Annotated in this window: 7 protein-coding genes and 8 pseudogenes; 9 read left to right on the top strand and 6 right to left on the bottom strand. The window is 46.5% G+C overall.

Features of this window, described 5'->3' with window-relative positions:
* Positions 1-93 precede the first annotated feature (93 nt).
* Both AC0L66_RS01075 and AC0L66_RS01070 read left to right on the top strand, forming a co-directional pair.
* Positions 94-1,088, top strand: a pseudogene (locus tag AC0L66_RS01075) (DUF2860 family protein).
* A gap of 144 nt (positions 1,089-1,232) precedes the next feature.
* A complete protein-coding gene (locus AC0L66_RS01070) occupies positions 1,233-2,210 on the top strand; it encodes a DUF2860 family protein (RefSeq protein ID WP_265676772.1) in 978 nt (325 codons plus the stop codon).
* Here the strand turns inward: AC0L66_RS01070 and AC0L66_RS01065 are convergent.
* Positions 2,207-3,730, bottom strand: a complete 1,524-nt coding sequence (locus AC0L66_RS01065; protein WP_473568108.1) for a YifB family Mg chelatase-like AAA ATPase — start codon at positions 3,728-3,730, stop codon at positions 2,207-2,209. The genes AC0L66_RS01070 and AC0L66_RS01065 overlap by 4 nt on opposite strands.
* Positions 3,731-4,219: 489 nt before the next feature.
* On the opposite strand from AC0L66_RS01065, the pseudogene ilvG reads away from it, so the two are divergent.
* From ilvG to ilvA, 5 genes and pseudogenes are all read left to right on the top strand, one after another.
* A pseudogene (gene ilvG, locus AC0L66_RS01060) lies at positions 4,220-5,869 on the top strand (acetolactate synthase 2 catalytic subunit).
* Positions 5,869-6,150 carry an acetolactate synthase 2 small subunit gene (ilvM, locus tag AC0L66_RS01055; protein ID WP_265676775.1) on the top strand — a complete coding sequence of 94 codons (282 nt, stop codon included), beginning with the start codon at positions 5,869-5,871 and terminating at the stop codon, positions 6,148-6,150. The pseudogene ilvG and the gene ilvM overlap by 1 nt, the downstream one beginning before the upstream one ends.
* Before the next feature lie 13 nt (positions 6,151-6,163).
* Positions 6,164-7,128 (top strand): annotated as a pseudogene (locus AC0L66_RS01050) (branched-chain amino acid transaminase).
* A 12-nt stretch (positions 7,129-7,140) separates the two neighbouring features.
* A pseudogene (gene ilvD, locus AC0L66_RS01045) lies at positions 7,141-8,984 on the top strand (dihydroxy-acid dehydratase).
* Positions 8,985-9,020: 36 nt separating this feature from the next.
* Positions 9,021-10,526 (top strand): annotated as a pseudogene (gene ilvA / locus AC0L66_RS01040) (threonine ammonia-lyase, biosynthetic); the annotation flags it as partial.
* Positions 10,527-10,634: 108 nt separating this feature from the next.
* On the opposite strand, the gene AC0L66_RS01035 reads toward ilvA, so the two are convergent.
* Both AC0L66_RS01035 and punR read right to left on the bottom strand, forming a co-directional pair.
* Positions 10,635-12,302 carry a sensor domain-containing diguanylate cyclase gene (locus AC0L66_RS01035; RefSeq protein ID WP_265676779.1) on the bottom strand — a complete coding sequence of 556 codons (1,668 nt, stop codon included), beginning with the start codon at positions 12,300-12,302 and terminating at the stop codon, positions 10,635-10,637.
* Between the two features lie 86 nt (positions 12,303-12,388).
* A complete protein-coding gene (gene punR / locus AC0L66_RS01030; RefSeq protein WP_265676780.1) occupies positions 12,389-13,291 on the bottom strand; it encodes a DNA-binding transcriptional activator PunR in 903 nt (300 codons plus the stop codon).
* A gap of 140 nt (positions 13,292-13,431) precedes the next feature.
* Here punR and punC point away from each other — a divergent pair, with 140 nt between their 5' ends.
* Positions 13,432-14,637, top strand: a complete 1,206-nt coding sequence (gene punC / locus AC0L66_RS01025; protein ID WP_265676781.1) for a purine nucleoside transporter PunC — start codon at positions 13,432-13,434, stop codon at positions 14,635-14,637.
* A gap of 76 nt (positions 14,638-14,713) precedes the next feature.
* Here punC and AC0L66_RS01020 read toward each other — a convergent pair whose 3' ends face one another.
* The gene (locus AC0L66_RS01020) at positions 14,714-15,490 is read right to left on the bottom strand and encodes a transporter substrate-binding domain-containing protein (protein ID WP_265676782.1); all 777 of its coding nucleotides are present in this window, start codon (positions 15,488-15,490) and stop codon (positions 14,714-14,716) included.
* Positions 15,491-15,606: 116 nt separating this feature from the next.
* Between AC0L66_RS01020 and AC0L66_RS01015 the strand changes: the two are divergent.
* Positions 15,607-16,325 (top strand): annotated as a pseudogene (locus AC0L66_RS01015) (amino acid ABC transporter permease).
* 73 nt (positions 16,326-16,398) lie between these two features.
* On the opposite strand, the pseudogene glmU reads toward AC0L66_RS01015, so the two are convergent.
* Positions 16,399-17,762: pseudogene (gene glmU, locus AC0L66_RS01010) on the bottom strand (bifunctional UDP-N-acetylglucosamine diphosphorylase/glucosamine-1-phosphate N-acetyltransferase GlmU).
* A 162-nt stretch (positions 17,763-17,924) separates the two neighbouring features.
* Positions 17,925-18,346, bottom strand: a pseudogene (locus AC0L66_RS01005) (F0F1 ATP synthase subunit epsilon).
* Positions 18,347-18,362 lie beyond the last annotated feature (16 nt).

The following is an 18,362-nucleotide window of genomic DNA, read 5'->3' as shown; positions in this document are numbered from 1 at the left end:
TGTTAGTCACACAAAATACACTTATTCTGATCCAATAAGCTAACAGAAACATATAATTAGATTAACAACGTCTTTAAACAAAAAAGGAAAGGTATGAATCTGACATGGACTGTCATAGCAATTGCCGTCAGCTGCGTTTCAGCGCCTTCTATTGCCAAGCTTGGAGAAAGTAACGGCTTTAGTGGTGAGATTGCTATTAATGCTGCCTATAGCAGCAGCACCTCTAACTTAACCAACACTGACGATGAATTTCGTCTTTATAATGGCGGCCAACAAAACAACAGTTCTGCCCTCGTTTTACCTCTGGGTAACGTGCAATACACGTTTGGTTCCCGTTCAAATCATCAGGTGTTTCTCGGCACATCAAGAGCGGATATTGCCGTCGGTACCGTCGCACTAGAAGCGGGCTACAAATACTTATTTAAAGACCGCACAAAGGTCAGTTTATCTATTTTGCCCACCATTCTTGAAGGTGAGGTATGGCAAGACCCATATACCAGCGATGCTCGAACCACCACCAACGAAAAAGGCACAGCCTACCGAGTGCAATTCGACAATATTGCAGGCTCATTATTCAGCCTTGATCTCGCCTATGGTAAGCGAGAGCTGGATGAAGAAAAATCTGGCTTAGGCAATAACGTTAACGCTGCTATCACACCTGAACAGGCGAAAACACTCAACCGTAATGCAGACATTCTCTACGGTAAATTTAAAATGATGCTGCCAATCAGCCGAGAAGTATTACTCTACCCAGCCTTGATCTACACCCAACAAGACGCCAAAGGCAGTGCAATGAAGCACAACACCTACGGAGCGGAAGTGTCTTCTTTTGCCTCGCTTGGGAACCACAAGTTGGCCTTTACTTTGGGGTACTTAAGACGAGACTATGACGCCACCAACCCCTCTACGATACCACTCGCAGCGACGATGAATGGAAAGCTTTCCTGGCTTATGAGTACCCTGGCATCTTTTATTCTAATAATCTTTCGCTTGTTGCCTTCGGAGGTGTCACCAACAGTACTTCCAATATTGCGTTTTACGATGAAAAGAATTGGATTACTGCCGTTGGTCTAAACTGGGCCTTTTAATAGGTTACCTGACGACCCATTAACTTGAGTGATAGTTGGCTTAACAAGGCATTTTGTTAAGCCATTTTTTATCGCTACAGTACCACCCTAAATGTTTAATTGGGTGAATCACAATCATCCAATTCACTAATCAATGGATGGTTCATGACTGCACGGCTGCTTCTCCTTACGCTCCTCACTTCGATTGCTTGTACCCCAACAGCATTTGCAACTCTAGCTCCAACACAAGGATTTAGCGGAGAAGTCTCAATAAGTAGCGCCAAAATAGGTGACAAGTCTAACCTTATCGCTAGTGAAAACCCCAACATTAGCACGACAGAAGAAGCATACGATGATTTTTGGCTACCGCTTGGCACCTTAAACTATACCTATGGCCCTACCCTAAACAAGCAATGGTTTATCGGTACATCACGTAATGATATCGCCGTCGGTACCTTCGTACTTGAAGGTGGATACCGACAGCAATTTGCTGACAACTCAATTTGGAGTTTTTCCTATCTGCCAACTGTCGTCGGTGAGCCGATCTGGAAAAATCCATACGTGGCAGCAGACCAACTTGAGCAAGCAGAAGCCACTGGCGACGCGTTTCGATTGCAAGTAGAAAACATTGCAGGCTCACTCTTTACTATAGATATGGCCTATGGGACACGGGTTGTTGCAGCAGAAGCATCCGCGACCCAAAGTCCAGTAGCCCACGCCACGCAATATGATCGCAACAGTGATTTTTACTATGCGAAAGGTTCTTACACCTTAGCCGTCAATGACTCGTGGGTACTTTTCCCTTCGCTTATCTACATACTGGATGACACCAAAGGGGTCGCGGTCAATAACCAAGGCGCAGGCGCAGAGCTCACCACGCTGTTTGCACATAACCAACACAGCTTTGCTGCGACGCTAAGTTACATGAACCATGAGTATCAGGGTTACAATGTCATTTTTGACCATGCTGGCAGAATCGATGACAAATACAGTGCTTTCTTAGCCTATGAGTATCTTTCTTTATGGAACATAGAGTCACTCTCACTGATCTCTTTGTCGGGATACAATGCCACTGACTCAAGTATCACTTTTTATGATTCAGCAGACTGGATCACCTCGATTGGTATGAACTTCGCCTTTTAAACCGACTGCGCCGTAAGCTGCTTTAGCAAGCGATCCATAGCGCGATACCCTAACGCTTCCGCTAAATGAGCTCGTTGAATCTCGGGCTCATTAGACAAATCTGCAATGGTTCGCGCCACTTTAATAATGCGGTGATAGGCTCGAATGGATAAGCCGAGTCGATGCAAAGCGCTTTCTAAAAATTCCGCATCTGACTTCTCCAACGGACAATACTGTTCAATCTCGCGGCTTTGCAATAGCGCGTTAGCTTTACCTGAACGTGCTAACATTTTCTCTCTAGCTTCAATAACCCGTAATTTCACGTCCGCTGTCGATTCTCCTCGGTCCCCCCCTTCAGCAAGTACGCCTTTAGGAAGTAAGGGGATTTCAATCGACATATCAAACCGATCTAACAGAGGACCCGATAGACGGCTTAGATAACGCAGAATCGCCTGAGGTGCAACGCGAGCTTGACTCTCATCATAGTAACCTGTTGGACTCGGATTCAGAGCACCGACTAATTGAAAGCGCGCTGGAAAGCGGGTTTTTCCTTGTGCACGAGAAATCACAATTTCCCCTGATTCTAGCGGCTCACGCAATGAATCGAGGACTTTACGCTCAAACTCAGGCATTTCATCTAAAAACAGTAGCCCGTTGTGTGCTAAGGAAATCTCTCCCGGTCTAGGAATACTCCCTCCCCCAACTAACGCTGCCATAGAGCTTGAATGATGCGGAGCTCGAAAAGGTCTTTGCTTCCAGTTGTCTTCATTAATCTCTAACTGGGTGAGTGAGCCAACCGAAGCGGTTTCAATCGCTTCCATATCACTCATAATCGGTAATAAGTCACACAAACGTGACGCTAACATTGTTTTTCCAGTACCCGGAGGGCCCAAAAACAGCAAATTATGATTGCCTGCCGCCGCTATCTCTAGCGCGCGCTTTCCTTGCTGCTGCCCTATGATATCTTGCAGATCTCTAACGTCTTGTTTCACTGTTTTAATAGCTGGTGACGTCACCAAACCCAACGCCTGCTGCCCCATCAAATAGGCACACACTTCCAGTAATCCCGAGGCGGATTTATGCTTATCTTTGCCCACAAGCGCTGCCTGATTAGCATTCCCTTCAGGCACAATAAGTTGGCGTGCTGATTTATCCGCAGCTAGCGCAGCAGGCAGTACCCCTTTGACCGTTCGTAATGATCCCGATAAAGCCAGTTCCCCGATAAATTCATGCTGCAACAACAGACTCTTGGGCAACTGTTCAGAGGCCGCTAAAATGCCTAAAGCAATAGGAAGATCAAACCGCCCGCCTTCCTTAGGTAAATCAGCAGGCGCTAGGTTGACCGTGATGCGCTTAGCAGGAAACTCAAATCGTGAATTAATAATGGCGCTGCGAACTCGGTCCTTTGATTCCTTCACAGTCGTTTCTGGCAACCCAACTAAGGTAAAACCAGGCATACCATTACTGATATGTACTTCCACTGTAACGAGCGGTGCTTCGACGCCAACACTTGCTCGGCTATAAATAATCGATAATCCCATGTCATTCCTTTTTCCAACTAAATTCATTCGATAAACCCTCAAAAATGCAGAGTTTTATAAATAGTCCTTGTTATATAGCCTGATTTGATGCTGATAAAATGTGAAAAAAGAATGAGGTTTTGCTTGTCAGGTAACAGAAATATGTGATACCACTAAGGACATAGATACTTTTGTTCAACACAAAGCAAACGATTAGATATTTGAAATGACTTTTAGTGCTTATGCTCACACTCTGATTACTCTGATTATTGTGGTCCTGATTAGGAACACACGGGGGAATGTGGGCAGAAAATAGCCGCAAGATTCAAAAAAACCCCCGCACTGAAAAGTCCGGGGTTTTTTTACAAACTCTAAACCGCAAATTTGATGACGGTCACGAAAACGAGAGTCACTTCGTTATAATGACAAAACGCAAGATATGGGAGCACACAATGTGCAGTCGAACGATAGAAAACCGCAAGTCACAATGCGGTCAACAAGGAGAAAGCAATGACAGGTGCTGAGTTAGTTGTTGCTGCGTTAGCGCAACAAGGTATTAAGACTGTGTTTGGTTACCCCGGTGGAGCCATCATGCCCATCTACGATGCACTCTATGATGGCGGGGTAGAACATATTCTCTGCCGACACGAGCAAGGGGCAGCAATGGCGGCTATCGGTATGGCAAGAGCGACCAAAGATGTCGCCGTCTGTATGGCAACCTCAGGTCCCGGCGCCACCAACCTTGTTACTCGGCCTTGCCGATGCTTTTCTTGATTCCATCCCCCTCGTCGCAATCACTGGTCAAGTCGCCAGCTCCCACATTGGTACCGATGCCTTCCAAGAAATGGATGTGATTGGTATGTCATTGTCTTGTACTAAACACAGCTACTTAGTTACCGATATCAATGACCTTGCGCCTACCTTAGCGGAAGCGTTTGAAGTTGCGAAGGCTCGGTCGTCCTGGCCCTGTTATCGTCGATATTGCTAAAGACGTTCAACTTGCTCAAACCCCTGTTGATGTTTTACCTCCATTTACGCCACCAGCAATGCTCGGTAGCAAACCCAGAGCAAATACAGCTAGCACAACAACTTCTCAACCAAAGCTCCCGTCCAGTTCTCTACGTAGGTGGTGGAGTACAACTTGCTCATGCCACGGACTCTGTGCGCGAGTTTCTACGTTTAAACCCTATGCCATCAGTCAGCACCTTAAAAGGCCTTGGAACGATTGAGCGTAACGACCCGCACTATTTGGGCATGTTAGGCATGCATGGCACTAAAGCGGCTAACTTAGTCGTACAGGAATGTGACCTGCTGATTGTCGTCGGGGCACGATTTGATGACCGAGTCACCATTAAGCTCGATACCTTTGCTCCTCACGCTAAAGTGATTCATATTGATATCGATGCAGCGGAATTTAACAAGTTAAGAACGGCGAATGCCGCTTTACGCGGTGACATTAATGTCATTTTATCCCAGCTAGAGCTCTCTAAAGACATCTCCCCTTGGGCTCATCATAGTGAAAGCCTAAGAAGTGGCTTCAAATGGCGCTATGACCATCCGGGCGATCTTATCTTTGCTCCACTGCTACTGAAGCAACTGTCTGACATGATGCCTGAGTCTTCTATCGTCTCAACGGACGTCGGGCAACACCAAATGTGGGCAGCACAACACATTCAACCGCGATCGCCAGAAAACTTTATTACGTCGGCAGGGTTGGGCACGATGGGCTTTGGCCTACCAGCCTCAATGGGCGCCGCCGTAGGGCGACCTGACGACCAATCTATCCTCATTTCTGGTGATGGTTCGTTTATGATGAATGTACAAGAGCTGGGTACGCTCAAGCGCCGCCAGATCCCCGTCAAAATGGTATTACTGAACAACCAACGGTTAGGTATGGTTAGACAATGGCAGTCCCTATTTTTTGATGGTCGCCACAGTGAAACCATTTTGGATGACAATCCTGACTTCGTCATGCTAGCGAAAGCGTTCGATATTCCAGGCAAAACCATTACTCGAAAAGAAGAAGTCGAACCCGCTTTAAAAGAGATGCTAGAAAGTAAAACAGCTTACCTCTTGCATGTATTGATCGACGAAGAAGAGAACGTATGGCCATTGGTACCACCTGGTGCCTCAAACAGCGACATGTTGGAGAATACCTAATGAACCGATACCTATTAGATATAAAAGCCGATGATAAAAGCGTGTTACTTGAGCGAGTATTGCGCGTGATCCGCCACCGTGGATTTATCATCAAGCAAGTTGCCGCGACACAAAATCATGAAAGCAAGATTGCCAGTGTAGAGATAATCGTTGATAGTGATCGTCCGATTTCTACGCTGACCAATCAGATTGAAAAACTCTGGGATATTCGTACTGTTGACGTCACTGAACTCAAAACTAACCAGCTGACCAATCACAACCTACAAGAACAAAGTGCATAAGGAAGAACGCTAAATGGCTACAAGTACAGCAGATTTTATTTGGTTTAATGGTGAAATGGTTCCATGGGCTGAGGCAAATGTTCATGTCCTTACTCATGCTATGCACTATGGTACGTCGGTTTTTGAAGGCGTTCGTTGTTACAATACTCCGAACGGTCCGGTGATCTTCCGTCACCCAGAGCACGCCAAACGTCTAAAGAACTCGGCAAAAATCTATCGCTTTCCTATTCCTTATACGGAAGAAGAAATCATGGAAGCGACACGTGAAACGGTTCGCCAAAATAAACTCGAGTCGGCGTACATTCGTCCTCTAGGTTTTGTTGGTAATGTCGGGCTAGGTGTTTGCCCACCTGAAGATTCTGTCATGGAATTAATTATTGCGGCCTTCCCATGGGGTTCTTACCTGGGTGAAGAAGCGCTCGCAAATGGTGTCGATGCTATGATATCTAGCTGGAATCGCGCTGCCCCTAACACTATCCCAACAGCCGCAAAAGCAGGCGGTAACTACCTATCATCTTTACTTGTGGGTGGTGAAGCGCGTCGTCACGGCTATGACGAAGGTATCGCTCTGAGTGTTGATGGCTATCTCTCCGAAGGTGCTTAGGTGAAAACATTTTTGTCATTAAAGATGGCATTATCATGACGCCACCAGCCACCAGCGCGATTCTTCCAGGCATCACTCGTGACAGCATCATGACCATGGCCAAAGATATGGGCTACGACGTTCGTGAGACCAACATTGCTCGTGAAGCACTCTACCTTGCCGATGAAATTTTCATGACGGGTACCGCTGCTGAAATCGTACCCGTTCGTTCGGTTGATAAAATTGAAGTGGGCGAAGGAAAACGAGGCCCTATCACTAAAGTCATGCAGGATGCTTACTTTGGTCTTTTCAACGGTACCACCGAAGATAAATGGGGTTGGCTCGATTATGTCTACCCACAAGACGCCGACAAGAACACTGCATCAGTAAAATAAGGAACGAGTACAATGCCTATCTACAAATCCGCGACCTCAACACATGGTCGTAACATGGCGGGTGCTCGTGCACTTTGGCGAGCAACGGGTGTGAAAGACGAAGACTTTGGTAAGCCTATCATTGCCGTCGTAAACTCGTTCACCCAATTTGTCCCAGGTCACGTCCATCTTAAAGATATGGGTCAACTGGTGGCGGGTGAAATTGAAAAAGCAGGCGGTATTGCCAAAGAGTTCAACACCATTGCCGTTGATGATGGTATCGCAATGGGACACGGTGGCATGCTGTATTCATTGCCATCACGTGAGCTAATTGCCGACTCTGTTGAATACATGGTTAACGCGCACTGCGCGGACGCCATGGTATGTATCTCCAACTGTGACAAAATCACCCCTGGAATGATGATGGCGGCAATGCGCCTCAATATTCCCGTAATCTTTGTCTCTGGCGGTCCAATGGAAGCGGGTAAAACCAAGCTTTCCGATCAGATCATCAAACTGGATCTGGTCGATGCCATGATCCAAGGGGCTGATCCAACTATTTCTGATGAGCAAAGTGAGCAAGTGGAGCGTTCCGCTTGCCCGACTTGTGGATCATGTTCTGGCATGTTTACAGCCAACTCAATGAACTGTCTAACAGAAGCGCTGGGGCTTTCTCAACCAGGCAACGGTTCTATGCTCGCAACACACGCTGACCGTGAACAGTTATTCCTAAATGCTTAGGTAAACGCATTATCGAATTAACCAAGCGTTACTATGAGCAAGACGACGAGTCCGCGCTGCCACGTAATATCGCTAACCGTGCCGCATTTGAAAATGCCATGGCGTTGGATATTGCTATGGGCGGTTCAAGTAATACCGTTTTACACCTTTTAGCCTCTGCACAAGAAGGTGAGATTGACTTCGACATGAATGATATCGATGAAATGTCACGCCGAGTACCACACTTATGTAAAGTGGCACCATCGACACCAAAATATCACATGGAAGACGTGCACCGTGCTGGTGGCGTGATGGCGATTCTTGGTGAGCTTGATCGCGCAGGATTACTCAATAGCGATACACGTACTGTACTGGGTCTTTCTATGAAAGAGCAGCTAGCGCAATACGACATCATGCAAACCGAGGATGAGGAAGTATTAAAATTCTTCAGAGCGGGCCCTGCAGGTATCCGTACGACGAAAGCTTTCTCTCAAGATTGTCGCTGGGATCGCCTTGATGACGATCGCAAAGATGGCTGTATTCGTACCAAGGAAAATGCCTTTAGCCAAGAAGGCGGACTGGCGGTACTGAGCGGAAATATCGCCGTCGACGGTTGTATTGTTAAAACAGCTGGCGTCGATGAAGGTAGCCTAGTCTTCCGTGGTCCAGCGGTCGTTTTCGAAAGCCAAGAAGACGCGGTAGATGGCATTTTAGGCGGCAAAGTCAAAGCGGGCGATGTGGTCATCATCCGTTATGAGGGGCCTAAAGGTGGTCCTGGTATGCAGGAAATGCTTTACCCAACCACGTACCTGAAATCTATGGGTCTAGGTAAAGAATGTGCACTACTCACCGACGGTCGCTTCTCTGGCGGTACTTCTGGCCTATCTATTGGCCACGCGTCCCCAGAAGCCGCTAACGGTGGCACCATTGGCCTTGTGAACAATGGCGATATTATTGATATTAATATCCCAGCCCGCTCCATCTCACTGGACGTCCCAGAGGAAGAATTGGCGGCTCGACGTGAAGCACAAGATCAGCTTGGTTGGAAACCAGCCAATCGTGAACGTGTGGTTTCTTTAGCGCTGAAAGCGTATGCGAGCATGGCAACGAGTGCTGATAAAGGTGCGGTACGAGATAAGTCTAAACTCGAGGGATAGTCTAATGAGTAGCGAAAGTTATCCCAAAAGCCGAGCGCAGAGTACCTGCGCCAGGTATTGCGCGCTCCTGTTTACGAAGTGGCGACATTAACGCCACTGCAAGATATGCCTCGCTTATCTGCTCGTATTCATAATAACGTGCAAATCAAACGTGAAGATCGCCAGCCCGTGCATTCATTTAAGCTACGTGGTGCCTATAATATGGTATCCAACCTTACTGAAGCGCAGAAAAAAGCAGGGGTTATCGCAGCCTCCGCGGGCAACCACGCACAGGGCATGGCGTTGTCTGGCACCAAACTGGGTATTAGTACAACTATCGTGATGCCTAAGACCACGCCAGACATTAAAGTGGATGCGGTACGCAGCTTTGGCGGTCACGTTGTATTACACGGCAACAACTTTGATGAAGCAAAAGCCGAAGCAGAGCGTTTATCGGCTTTACATGGCTATACTTTTGTTCCGCCCTTTGATCACCCCCTTGTCATTGCAGGACAAGGCACTATCGGCATGGAAATGCTGCAGCAAAATGGTCACCTCGACTATATTTTTGTTCCAGTCGGCGGCGGCGGGTTAGCCGCTGGCGTCGCGGTATTAGTTAAACAACTGATGCCAGAAATCAAAGTGATTGCAGTGGAACCGGAAGATTCTGCCTGTCTAAAAGCCGCGCTGGACGCTGGAAAACCCGTCGCTTTAGATCAAGTAAGTATGTTTGCTGATGGGGTTGCGGTTAAAATTATCGGTCAAGAAACCTTCCGTCTATGCCAAGAATATATTGATGGGCATATTACCGTCTCCAGTGATGAAATCTGCTCTGCTGTAAAAGATATTTTCGAAGACACGCGCGCCATCGCTGAGCCTTCTGGCGCGCTTGCTCTGGCTGGACTTAAAAAGTTTGCCGAAAAACACGCACTGCAGAACAAACAGCTAGGCACCGTGCTTTCTGGAGCCAACACTAATTTCCATGGCTTGCGTTATGTTTCCGAACGTTGTGAGCTTGGTGAAAAGCGTGAAGGTTTGTTGGCCGTGACTATTCCGGAACATCAGGGCGCATTCTTTGAGTTCTGTAATATCATTGGTGGGCGAGCCGTTACTGAGTTTAACTACCGCTACAATGATGACAAACTGGCGAATATTTTTGTCGGTGTGCGTCTCGCTGGTGGTCAGGAAGAGCTCGAGGGTATCATTAAAGATTTACGTGCTGGTGGCTACCCGGTTGTCGATCTGTCAGATGATGAGATGGCCAAACTACATATCCGTTATATGATTGGTGGCAAGCCTTCTAAGCCACTTCAAGAGCGTTTGTATAGCTTTGAGTTCCCAGAATATCCAGGTGCTCTACTGAAGTTCCTGAGCACGCTGGGGACGCATTGGAATATCAGCTTATTCAACTACCGTAACCATGGCGCTGACTACGGTCGGGTGCTGTGTGGTTTTGAGCTACAAGACAGTGATCTCGCCGAGTTTTCTTCACATCTGCGTGAACTAGGCTACCAGTGTAAAGATGAAACGGATAACCCATCGTATCAATTTTTCTTGTCTTAACACGCTGCAGTAACGGGCGCTCAGTTTCTATTTAGAATCGACGCTTTACCTAATAAAAACGCCTCTGATGAGGCGTTTTTTGATGGCAAGTTTCTCAGTAATCCCCTCTTACTGGTTTTCAACCAGTCCAAGCTCCGGAGATTTAAATTCATTGTACTGCTGGTAGTTTACCACTCTGTCTCGCCCTTGATCTTTTGCTAGATACAAGGCTTTATCTGCCATCTTAACCAACGCTTCAATATCGGAAGCCGGATCAGGGTACGTCGCGACACCAATTGACACACTCAACTGCCCCAAAGATAACCCCTTATGCTCTAGGTGCAAGGTTCGGATTAGGTTAACAATGTTATTAGCGTATTCCGTGGCATCTGCCATATTGCAGTGCGGTAAGATCACCGCGAGCTCTTCTCCCCCTAATCGGCACGCTATTTCATCATCAGCGACGGTTCTTTTGAGTAAAGAACTGATCTCTTTTAGCACATAATCTCCAGCATCATGGCCGAAATTGTCGTTAAAACGCTTAAAGTGGTCGAGGTCAAGCATGAGTAGTGACAATGACTCGCTGCTCGTTGCTGAGTTATTAGTATGCTCTGTCAGCTTTTGTTCAAAGAAGCGACGATTGTATAGACCCGTTAATGGGTCGCTTAGTGCCTGTGAACGTAATTTTTCTTGTAAACTTAAATTCGCCAGAGCTAGGCCAAGATGCTCCGCGACACTGTAAGCCAGTTGTGTGGTGAGTTCCTCGACCTCTATCTCTCCCTGCCCAAAATATAAGTGCATAATACCGATGGTATTACCATGTGCGGTTAACGGGATGCACAAGGTCTGATTGTTATCAATCGACGACATATGCTCACACGATAAATGGTGAAACGCTTCAATAGATAAATGGCTACGCCCTGTACGTAGTGACCAGCATTCATCAGGAGCAAAACTTTTGCTCCCAGGCCACTTATCCCCCCAATCCAATTGATTAACCAGTTGGTTTCTGGATGAACGCATCAATGAAATACTGCCATTCACTTGGCCCAGAATGCGCGGCACAATATCCTCAACGACACGCTGGGCTTCTACAAGGTTTTGACACGCTGCTAGCATATTCGCTAAACGATGCATCAGCTCTATTTCAAGAGTTCGCTGATGAATCCGTTCATCTTGTTTATTCTTTTCCGCCGTAACGCTCGCTTCTATCTGGCGATGACTAAGCAAAGACGTTGCAATCAGCATCGCGATACTTAACAGCGCTAAGCCCACTAAGATGCTCATTAACTGAAAGGTCATATTCTCCAAATGATGCATTGGAACGGCTAAAACCACGACATAATCTTGCTGATCAATCGTCACCCTTCGGGAGGAATACAACAAGTCGACAGATAACACGGAACTAAAACGAACATCTCCGCCTTCTCCGCTTTCCCAAGCTTGAATAAATTCGGGTCGGTTTGCATGACTGTCCAGATCCACTAGCGCTCGGTCAGATAGCGCGGTATCGCCCACCACGACCCCGTTACTATTGATCACCTGAATTCTGGCGTCTGCATCAGCCTGAGTCAGATCGCCAATATAATCATCTATTTGTAGGCGACTGGTAAAACTCGGATTATCTTCGTGAATTTCGTAAATTACATCGGTCAACAGAGAGTCCGTTGTCCGCTTTACTGACCCATGAACGAGGCGTTCTAAGGTAATATTAAATCCATATAAACCACCTATCATAACCACAGAAAGCGCCATTACTGGTAGCAGCTGCCACTTCCTATCAATTAACTTCGACATTCTTAAACACCCTTTACCGAACAGCGTATTAACAATAAACAAAATAGCGTTCTTTTTAATCAAGGGCAATCAGAATATGGCGCCACTCAGTGTTTTAACCAGTCCGAATGCAATTGGCTTGATGAACCAAGATAGTTAAGCATCCAGTGAATCAACTTATTACTGTCATCCTTACGCCAAACTAAACAGCATTGGCTATCTATGGTGTCATTATTAAGCGAACGCGCCACCAGCGAGCCGCTATCAATAAGGGGCTCTGCTATATGGCGAGGCATATAGCCAATACCGACACCACTTTTCAAACACTCTATTGCCGAATACCAATTGGGCAACAATAGTCGCCGCTGTCTAGGGCTGTGCTGTGTATGACGCTTTGGCAACACACGTGACGTGTCGTCTAAGCAAATAGCTGGAAACTGACTGGCAAACTCTTCATCTAACTCAGCCACTTGCGCACAAGGATGGAGGGGTGACATCACTAAGGTCCACTGTAGCTCCCCCATCGGCCTCACCCCATACTCTCCACTCACCGGAATCGCCGATGTCGCACCAATCACAATATCCGCTCGCTGTTCTGAAATTGCTTCCCAGGATCCGTTATACACTTCCATATTGATCTGCAATTCTGCCGACTCAAACTCTGCGTAAAAGTCTTCGATCAACACCGATAATTTATCGACTTTTACAATATTATCTAAGGTCAACTTGAGTCGCTTCTGCCACCCTGAAGCCGCACGCCGAGTATGGCGTGTCAATTCATCCATTTGACGAAGCAAGCGCCTCGCCTCAGCAATAAACACCTCGCCCGCAGGTGTTAGTTCCACACGACGAGGCAATCGCCTAAATAAAGGAGTACCAATCTCTTGCTCTATCTGGCGTACGCTATAACTGATTGCAGACGGGACTTTATGCAATGCTTCTGCTGCCGCACTGAAACTGCCGAGTCGTGCAATCATATCTAACATTTCGAGTGACGGACGTGAGTACATAACCTTACCTTTCAAATTTTTTGATTTATAACTACAAAATATAGCGTTTTATTTTTTCTAATTCCAAAAATAGAATACACCACACTAACAGCATGGGCTGGCGCCAACTCATTCCTGTGAAAAAATTCAAAGGAATAACAATGAAAATCTCAAAACTGCAACTTATCTATCTTTCCATCTTGTCCATGCTTGGCTTTATTGCCACAGACATGTACTTGCCTGCGTTCAAATTAATTGAGCAAGATTTTGCTACTGGACCAGAACAGATCGCGTTATCGCTGACAGTCTTTTTAGTGGGTATGGGACTAGGACAATTTGTTTGGGGCTTAGCCAGTGACCGTTTTGGCCACAGAAAAACCCTTTTTACTGGCTTAGTCGTATTTACCATCGCATCGATTGGTCTCGCCTGGAGCCAAGAAGTATGGCAATTGCTGACATTACGAATGCTTCAGGCCATTGGCGTTTGTGCTCCCGCGGTCATTTGGCAATCGATGGTTATCGACAAGTTTGATAAAAAGACCAGCCAACAAATCTTTGCGACTATCATGCCGTTAGTGGCACTATCTCCAGCACTTGCACCTCAACTTGGCGTACTGCTCACTGAATTTTGGGGTTGGCACAGTATTTTTGTCGTCCTTGCGATGACAGGTGCATTGCTAGCGCTCATCACTTTATCGATGAAAGATAGCAGCACGAGTAAGGTCAAAACAACATCCGTCTCTGCCGATCTAAAAAGCTTGTTAGGATCACGAGACTATATCGGTAATGTCATTATTTACGCCGTCGCTTCGGCCGCATTTTTTGCTTACTTAACCGGTATGCCAGAAATAATGAACCAGCTAGGCTACTCCGCGAAAGATATTGGACTCAGCTTTATCCCGCAAACTATCGCCTTTATGGTCGGCGGTTACATGGGTAAGAAGTTAGTGGCTAAACTCGGTGATGAAGCCGTTCTTAAGCAACTGCTCGGATTAGAAACGGTTGCTATTCTGCTGGTGTTTGCGGCTTGCCAATGGCAATTAACCTCAGTTTGGCCAATATTGGCGCCATTCTGTTTACTCGCGGTAGCAAACGGAGCAATCTATCCTATCGTGGTTAATCGTGCGCTATCTAGCGCACCACACTGCTCTGCCACTGCAGCGGGACTACAAAACAGTATTCAGATAGGAGTCAGTAGCTTGGCCAGTGCTCTCGTCGCCACATTCGCAGTGATTGCGCAAACGGCCGTAGGTTATGTCATTTTAGGATGTTTAGTATTGATGTGGCTAGGGTATGTCATTTCGAACCCTGCATTAACAAGCGAACTGACCATTCCTGATAACTCACGTGTGGCCAATGATGAGTAAACCATAACGCGTGTTATCACTCCTGAGACAAGCAACATACAAAGTAAAAAAGGGCGACAATGTCGCCCTTTTTTACTCAAAGACTTTTTAGCCCCCACTTTGCCGCTGTTTCATCAAAGAAGCCCTGAGTCTTTTTCAATTCGACCCAGTGGTTAACGTAGTTAATCCAGACCTGGTCTTTTTGCGGTAATAGCATGGAAATAGGCGTAGGCTTGCGTGGCGCTTTTACCGGCACTATCGCCAACTGCTTAAATTTCGTCACCAACGTCGCCGCTTCAACATTCGAGGTGACTGACACATCAGCACGACGAGCTAACAGCTCTTGAAAATCTCGCGCTGGCGCTTCAATAACAATGTGTTTTGCATCTGGAAAGAAGGCCTTAACCATTTTTTCTTGCACAGTACCAAGTGTCGCGGCCACTTTTACATCAGGCTTGTTAAAGTCTGACCAATCGGAGAATTTCTGCAGATCTTTTTTCTGTACCACGGGGACAAACGCTAAATAAAAATATGGTTGACTATATCCGGCAACTTTCGCTCGCGACATGTTCAATGAAGCACTTCCTGTAATATCATATTTATTTGCGGTGATCCCATTAACCAGTGTTTTCCAATCCGTCGCAACATACTCGACCTTAACGCCAAGATCCTTGGCTAGCTCGGTCGTTACATCAATATCAAAACCACGATATGAGTTGGTTGCCGGATCTTTCATCGTCATCGGATTCCAATCACCAGTGGTCCCCACTCTGAGCACCCCAGCGTCCAGTATTGCTTGTAATCGACTTGTCTCTGCCACAGCCTGTCCAATTGACAAAGCCGCAATGATAAAACCAAGAATCCACTTCTTCATTGATGCGTCCCTAAAATTATTAAACATTTATAATACAACCTTGATAACATAGCAGTAACAGATGGAATTTTCAGGGAAAATTAGGGACGTTTGTGAGCTACCGAATACTAACTATCATGCTGTGCTTACCCATATTATCAGGCTGCTCTGACTACGAGTGGGGGTGGTATGTGTTAAATCCAGCCACCGAACAAGGTCAAATCAATCTTAAATTTCTTCTTGCGGGTTTCAAAGACACGATTTATGTCTCTTTGCTCAGCATGTTGTTAGCAATGTCCATTGGGTTGCTGGTGGCCTTTCCTGCTCTCTCCAATAACAACTGGCTCAAAGCCATAAACCGAATCTATGTTGAGGTGATCCGCTCTATTCCTGTTTTGGTGCTATTGCTCTGGGTGTACTACGGCATGCCAACCCTGCTGGATATTTCTCTCAATCATTTTTGGGCTGGCGTGATTGCTTTGACGATTGCAGAAAGTGCCTTTATGGCTGAAGTCTTTCGAGGTGGGATTCAGGCGATCTCCAGAGGGCAGCATGAAGCATCCGAATCCTTAGGGTTAAACTATTGGCAAAAAATGCGACTGGTCATTTTACCTCAAGCTTTTAGGCAAATATTGCCCCTCTTGGGAATCAGTTTGTCTACATCCTCAAGATGTCATCACTCGTTAGTGTGATAGGCTTAAGCGATCTCACACGACGTGCCAATGAGTTAGTGGTCAATGAGTACTTACCATTGGAGATCTATAGCTTTTTAGTACTGGAGTATTTAGTACTTATTCTTGTGGTATCACAAGGGGTACGCTGGGTAGAAAAGCGTATTGCTATCCCAAGCCACTGACAATAAAAAAGGCCTCAAAGAGGCCTTTTGCTAAATACCGAGAGTCACCTAGCCACCCATTAAAATGCGATGACTACTTTTTCTTTACTGGGCGTACCCAGCCAGCGATGCGGCGTTCTTTAGCGCGAGTAATCACTAACTCACCCGCTGCCACGTCTTTTGTAACGGTTGCGCCAGCGCCTACCGTTGCCCCATCGGCAATCGCAACAGGTGCAATTAACTGAGCGTCAGAACCAACAAAAACATCATCGCCAATTAACGTCTTGAATTTATTCGCACCATCGTAGTTACACGTAATCACACCGGCGCCAACGTTCACTCGCTGACCAATTTCTGCGTCACCAAGGTAAGTAAGATGGTTGGCTTTAGAGCCTTCACCCAAACGAGTATTCTTCACTTCAACAAAGTTACCCACATGTGAGTCATTGCGAAGATCCGCGCCAGGACGAAGACGGGTAAATGGTCCAACTGTACACGCCTCACCAACTGTGGCACCTTCAATCACACTGTATGGACGAACAATCGTGTTGTCATCAATTTCACAGTCTTTCAGTACACTACCCGCACCGATCACCACGTTATCACCCAAAGAAACTGACCCTTCAATTACCACGTTCACATCAATCTCTACGTCCATACCACACTGCAACTGACCACGCAGATCAAAACGGCTTGGATCGCGTAACATCACGCCCTGCTCCAGCAGTTTTTGAGCTTGCATAGATTGGAAGGCACGTTCAAGACGAGCCAGTTGAGCTCGGTCATTCACCCCTTCCACTTCAATCGGGTTCGCGGGATGAACCGCCTCTACCGCGCGACCTTCATTGTGTGCTGCCGCGATAACATCCGTCAGGTAATATTCACCTTGCGCATTATCATTACTAAGGCCTGACAACCAACGTTTAAGATCACCACTACGATCGCCACCATCACACCCGTATTGATCTCTTTAATTAGCTTCTGCTCTTCTGTCGCATCTTTTTGCTCCACAATCGCCACTACCGGGCCATTCTTACGCACGATACGGCCATAGCCCATCGGGTTATCCAGAACCACGGTTAACAACGCAATTCCACCATTTGGTTGAGCATCTAATAAATTTTCAATGGTCTGCTCTGAGATAAGTGGCACATCACCGTAAAGAACCAACACCTTTTCATCATCAGCAAAGTGGGGAGAGGCTTGGTCAACAGCATGACCTGTGCCTAGCTGATCGGCTTGCAATACCCAGTTAACACGCTCTTGTTGTAATTCTGATTGCATCATTTCTCCACCATGGCCGTAGACCAAGTGGATATTTTGCGAACCTAAGCCTTCACATGTGTCAATAACATGCTTAACCATCGGCTTTCCAGCAAGCGTATGTAACACTTTCGGTTTATTGGAATACATGCGAGTACCTTTACCCGCGGCAAGCACAACTGCACTAAATTTCATTATTATTAACCACTGACGTTTATTTAAGCTGCAACCATTCTAGCGATGATTGAGTAGGATGTTAATTCGGTAACGCTATATTTTTTCTTTAAATAGACAAATGATCGACAGAAAGCAAAAAGGCGACCATAAGGCCGCCTTTCTCATCGCTGCTAATCGAGATTAGCGACGTTTTTTTGTCAGCTCAATTACTCGAAGCTGAGCAATGGCTTTAGCCAGTTCACTGGCCGCTTGCGCGAAGTCCATGTCGCCATGCTGATTCGAAATATTCTCTTCAGCTTTGCGTTTGGCTTCTTCTGCCTTTGCTGCGTCTAGCTCTTCAGCACGAATTGCTGTATCAGCCAGTACAGTCGCTGTACCAGGCTGAACTTCAACAATACCACCCGAGACATAAATGAACTCTTCGTGGCCGTGCTGTTTAACGATACGCACCATACCAGGCTGAATAGCGGTCAGCAGCGGTGTGTGACCATGGAAAATACCAAGTTCACCTTCGCTACCGGACACCTGAAACGTCTCAACAAGACCTGAAAAAGCTTTTTCTCAGCACTTACTACGTCTAGGTGAAAGGTTATTGCTGCCATATCGCCTCCTATTTAG

The organism is Vibrio sp. GJ43-1 (assembly GCF_055808835.1).
The sequence above is the reverse complement of the archived record's forward strand: the minus strand, read 5'-3'. Positions and strand labels throughout refer to the sequence as shown.

Bases quoted from the DNA above. Each gene is read 5' to 3' on its own strand.
- AC0L66_RS01070 (WP_265676772.1), top strand. From the start codon at position 1,233: ATGACTGCACGGCTGCTTCTCCTTACGCTCCTCACTTCGATTGCTTGT.
- AC0L66_RS01065 (WP_473568108.1), bottom strand. From the start codon at position 3,730: ATGGGATTATCGATTATTTATAGCCGAGCAAGTGTTGGCGTCGAAGCA.
- ilvM (WP_265676775.1), top strand. From the start codon at position 5,869: ATGAACCGATACCTATTAGATATAAAAGCCGATGATAAAAGCGTGTTA.
- AC0L66_RS01035 (WP_265676779.1), bottom strand. From the start codon at position 12,302: ATGTCGAAGTTAATTGATAGGAAGTGGCAGCTGCTACCAGTAATGGCG.
- punR (WP_265676780.1), bottom strand. From the start codon at position 13,291: ATGTACTCACGTCCGTCACTCGAAATGTTAGATATGATTGCACGACTC.
- punC (WP_265676781.1), top strand. From the start codon at position 13,432: ATGAAAATCTCAAAACTGCAACTTATCTATCTTTCCATCTTGTCCATG.
- AC0L66_RS01020 (WP_265676782.1), bottom strand. From the start codon at position 15,490: ATGAAGAAGTGGATTCTTGGTTTTATCATTGCGGCTTTGTCAATTGGA.